The sequence below is a fragment of the Pseudomonas sp. EA_5y_Pfl2_R50 genome (genome assembly GCF_963970475.1).
Taxonomy (GTDB): Bacteria; Pseudomonadota; Gammaproteobacteria; order Pseudomonadales; family Pseudomonadaceae; genus Aquipseudomonas.
The window spans coordinates 1-3657 of the sequence record NZ_CAXAPT010000028.1; the positions used below are offsets into that span (position 1 = coordinate 1).

Annotated in this window: 4 protein-coding genes, 3 tRNA genes and 1 rRNA gene; all 8 read right to left on the bottom strand. The window is 53.5% G+C overall.

Annotated elements, in window-relative coordinates:
• The coding region (locus AACY19_RS26405) for an elongation factor Tu (protein ID WP_339454444.1) at positions 1–800 on the bottom strand (800 nt) is incomplete at its 3' end.
• An 85-nt stretch (positions 801–885) separates the two neighbouring features.
• Positions 886–961: transfer RNA gene (locus AACY19_RS26410), tRNA-Thr, on the bottom strand.
• A 26-nt stretch (positions 962–987) separates the two neighbouring features.
• Positions 988–1061: transfer RNA gene (locus AACY19_RS26415), tRNA-Gly, on the bottom strand.
• Between the two features lie 25 nt (positions 1062–1086).
• A tRNA-Tyr gene (locus AACY19_RS26420) sits at positions 1087–1171 on the bottom strand.
• A 143-nt stretch (positions 1172–1314) separates the two neighbouring features.
• On the bottom strand, positions 1315–1746 hold the full coding sequence (locus AACY19_RS26425; protein WP_339454445.1) for a hypothetical protein: 432 nt from the start codon (positions 1744–1746) through the stop codon (positions 1315–1317).
• A gap of 7 nt (positions 1747–1753) precedes the next feature.
• Positions 1754–2506, bottom strand: a complete 753-nt coding sequence (locus AACY19_RS26430; protein ID WP_339454446.1) for a pantothenate kinase — start codon at positions 2504–2506, stop codon at positions 1754–1756.
• Positions 2496–3449: a bifunctional biotin--[acetyl-CoA-carboxylase] ligase/biotin operon repressor BirA gene (gene birA, locus AACY19_RS26435; protein ID WP_339454447.1), complete on the bottom strand. Its 954-nt coding sequence runs from the start codon at positions 3447–3449 to the stop codon at positions 2496–2498. Before birA ends, AACY19_RS26430 begins: the two co-directional genes overlap by 11 nt.
• Before the next feature lie 132 nt (positions 3450–3581).
• Positions 3582–3657 (bottom strand): 5S ribosomal RNA (gene rrf, locus AACY19_RS27990); the annotation flags it as partial.

The following is a 3657-nucleotide window of genomic DNA, read 5'->3' on the forward strand; positions in this document are numbered from 1 at the left end:
TTGCGGAACATTTCAACACCGGTGCAGGTGGTGGTGGTGGTGTCACGCAGACCAACGATTTCCAGTGCATCCTGAACGCGAACGATACCGCGCTCGATACGACCAGTCACAACAGTGCCGCGACCCGAGATCGAGAATACGTCTTCGATTGGCATCAGGAATGGCTTGTCGATCATACGAACTGGTTCTGGGATGTAGCTGTCCAGAGTTTCTACCAGCTTACGAACGGCAGTGGTGCCCATTTCGTTGTCGTCTTTGCCTTCCAGAGCCATACGAGCCGAACCGATGATGATCGGAGTGTCGTCGCCCGGGAAGTCATAGGTGGACAGCAGGTCGCGAACTTCCATCTCAACCAGCTCCAGCAGCTCAGCGTCGTCTACCAGGTCAGCCTTATTCAGGAAAACCACGATGTACGGAACGCCTACCTGACGGGACAGCAGGATGTGCTCACGGGTTTGTGGCATCGGACCATCAGCGGCCGAGCAAACCAGGATAGCGCCGTCCATCTGGGCAGCACCGGTGATCATGTTCTTCACGTAGTCAGCGTGACCTGGGCAGTCAACGTGAGCGTAGTGACGAATAGTCGAGTTGTACTCAACGTGAGCGGTGTTGATGGTGATACCGCGAGCTTTTTCTTCTGGTGCGCTGTCGATCTTGTCGAAGTCAACGATTGCGGAACCGAAAACTTCGGAGCAGACGCGAGTCAGAGCAGCGGTCAGAGTGGTTTTACCGTGGTCAACGTGACCAATGGTCCCAACGTTGACGTGGGGCAGGGAACGATCAAATTTTTCCTTAGCCATCGATATCACCCTCAACAGAAGAAATTAGACAAACAATATCAACCATTAAAACAAAGGCAGATATTTTCATATCTGCCTTGTTATATGGAGCTCTTGAGCGGACTCGAACCGCTGACCTCACCCTTACCAAGGGTGTGCTCTACCAACTGAGCTACAAGAGCAAAACACTTTGCACAACCTGCAAACTTGGAGCGGGTAGCGGGAATCGAACCCGCATCATCAGCTTGGAAGGCTGAGGTTCTACCACTAAACTATACCCGCGGAGCCTGCAGCTCACGCTTAAATCTGGTGGAGGGAGAAGGATTCGAACCTTCGAAGTCGTAGACGTCAGATTTACAGTCTGATCCCTTTGGCCGCTCGGGAACCCCTCCTAATCAGGCCGGCATTTTATACTACGCCGAACCCTTGTCAAGCATTTTCTCATTTAAAAACCTGAGGTTAGCTGCATTGACATCACTCCACCTTGAAAACCTTTTCAGGCCTTCGCTGTGGAGCGGGCGCCATTCTATGCAAACTATTCGGCAGGTGCAACCCCCACACACAGCATTATTTTATGTTTTAACTCATTGAATTCCTTGGAAAGGTTTTGCAGCTGCGCATCTCCCAACAAACGCTTGCTTTCAGGGGGTACAGACAGCCAATAACCAGGACCAGCCTCATCACCTGACACTGACTGCCCCCTAACACCCAAATCAACCAACTTACGCTGGAGGGCAAGAATTTGCTCTTGCCGAAAAAGACCTCCAAGAAACAGACACTCTGCGCGACTCTCGATTTGGTTCTCTCCCGCACCGCCGGACGCTTCACTAAGTAAACGAATATCCTGCTGCGAACCTCGATACATACTCAGAGGCGTTACATCCTTTGCACGTAAAGGCGCCTCCTGCTGATGCCAGACGTAGTAAAAAACATTGAGAACAAGTAGCAGGAGGAACAACCAACGCATAAAGACCTCAGGACAAAGGGCACGCCATAGCCAGCCCTACAAATACAAGATCAGGAACCACCCTGGCTTCAGGCGCGATATCTGCAACCAATTCAGAATCTCCACCCGTGATAAAGACCACAAAACCCGCCCCCCAATAAGAGCGCGCCAGTTCCAGCTGCGTCAGCACAAACCCCCTCAGCATCAGCGAGCAGCCTCGCTCCACCGCTTCTACGGTGGTCCTCCCCGGGGCATGGCTGGTCAAAGCCCTCTCAGCAGCCAGATCTCCATAGCGAATCTTTCGGGTATGTGTGCGCAACTGGTTCCGCATCAGCGGCATCCCTGGACAGATAAAGCCCCCCAGATGCTCACCGTCGACAGCAATGAAGTCCGCAGTGACCGCAGTACCAAAATCCAACACCAAACAGGCGCTACCCGCCGCCAAGTGAAAGCCGCCAAGCATCGCCAGCCATCGATCCAGCCCAAGACGCTCGTAATCTTCGTAACCGTTCCTGACGCCGGACATTTCACGAGCAGCCTTCGCACACACCACCGAGATAGCAAATTCGCGCTCGATAATTTCAATTAGCGCGTGCGTCTCTTCTTCAGTTCTGACACTGACCAGGCGGCAGGCGCGCAGCAGAAGCCCCTCAAGCTCCTGCAGGTTTCCGAGCAGCGCTTTATCCGAGTCGACAACTCCTCCAGATATCAAGACAGCAGCCTTGGCATCTAACACTCGCCACTTGATAAAGCTGTTTCCACAGTCGAGCTCAAGAATCATCACGCAACCTCAGGCTAAGCTCGCCACCGCTAAAGATTTTTTCCACGCCGTCCACTCTCAAGCGCAGCGCGCCCTGACCATCAATTCCGAGGACCACACCATCTATCTGGTTGACACCCGCGATCAGCGAAACCGGCCGCCCCTGCCACAAGTGGTTCTGCTCCCATTCTGTCTGGAGAACTGAAAAACCACCTGCCTGGTGACGCTTGATATAGCCGGCGAGTTGCTGGCTCAGCTCTGCAATCAGAATATTGCGATCACAGCTCTCGCCCGACTCAAGTCGCACCGAAGTCCACTGCTGATCGACCTCATCTGCCGCTCGCATATTCACGTTAATACCAATACCCAACACTACATGACAAACATCAGCCGGATCGCCGACGAGTTCGAGCAAAATGCCTGCAATCTTCTTGTTACCGACCAGGACATCGTTGGGCCACTTCAAGCCGGCTTCTGGCACCCCAGCACTACGCAGAGTACGCATGACAGCCAGGCCCACAACCAAGCTCAGGCCCTCCAGCTGTCGCATTCCACCGTCAATCCGAAGCACAAGACTGTAATAGATGTTTTCAGCGAACGGACTCACCCATTTCCGCCCCCTGCGCCCCCGACCAGAAACCTGCCGCTCCGCCAATACCAAGCAGGGCGCCGGCGCCCCTCGCCCGATAGCGCGTAGCGCTTCAGCGTTAGTCGAATCGACGGAGTCGAGGACAGTAACAGGCCATCCAGGAGCCATTTCGGAAATTTTCAAAGGATCAAGCAGCGTCAGCGGCGCAGCCAACTGATAGCCACGCCCACGAACTTTATGAATACACAACCCAAGCTCAGCTTCGAGATGCTGAAGCTGCTTCCATACCGCACTTCTACTTATTCCAAGGGCAATACCCAAATCCTGACCAGAATGGAATCGACCATCCTTCAGAAGGTTCAGCAACGTCAGCATGCAGGTCTCGCCTCACAATGAGGCCCGAATAATAGCCATGCCCCGGGCCGTTGCATAGAAATCAAGCAGGAACATTTCCCGCAGGCAAAACAAAACCCCAACTGCTTTCGCAATTGGGGTTTCGGAATTTAATCTTGACGATGACCTACTCTCACATGGGGAAACCCCACACTACCATCGGCGATGCATCGTTTCACTGCTGAGTTCG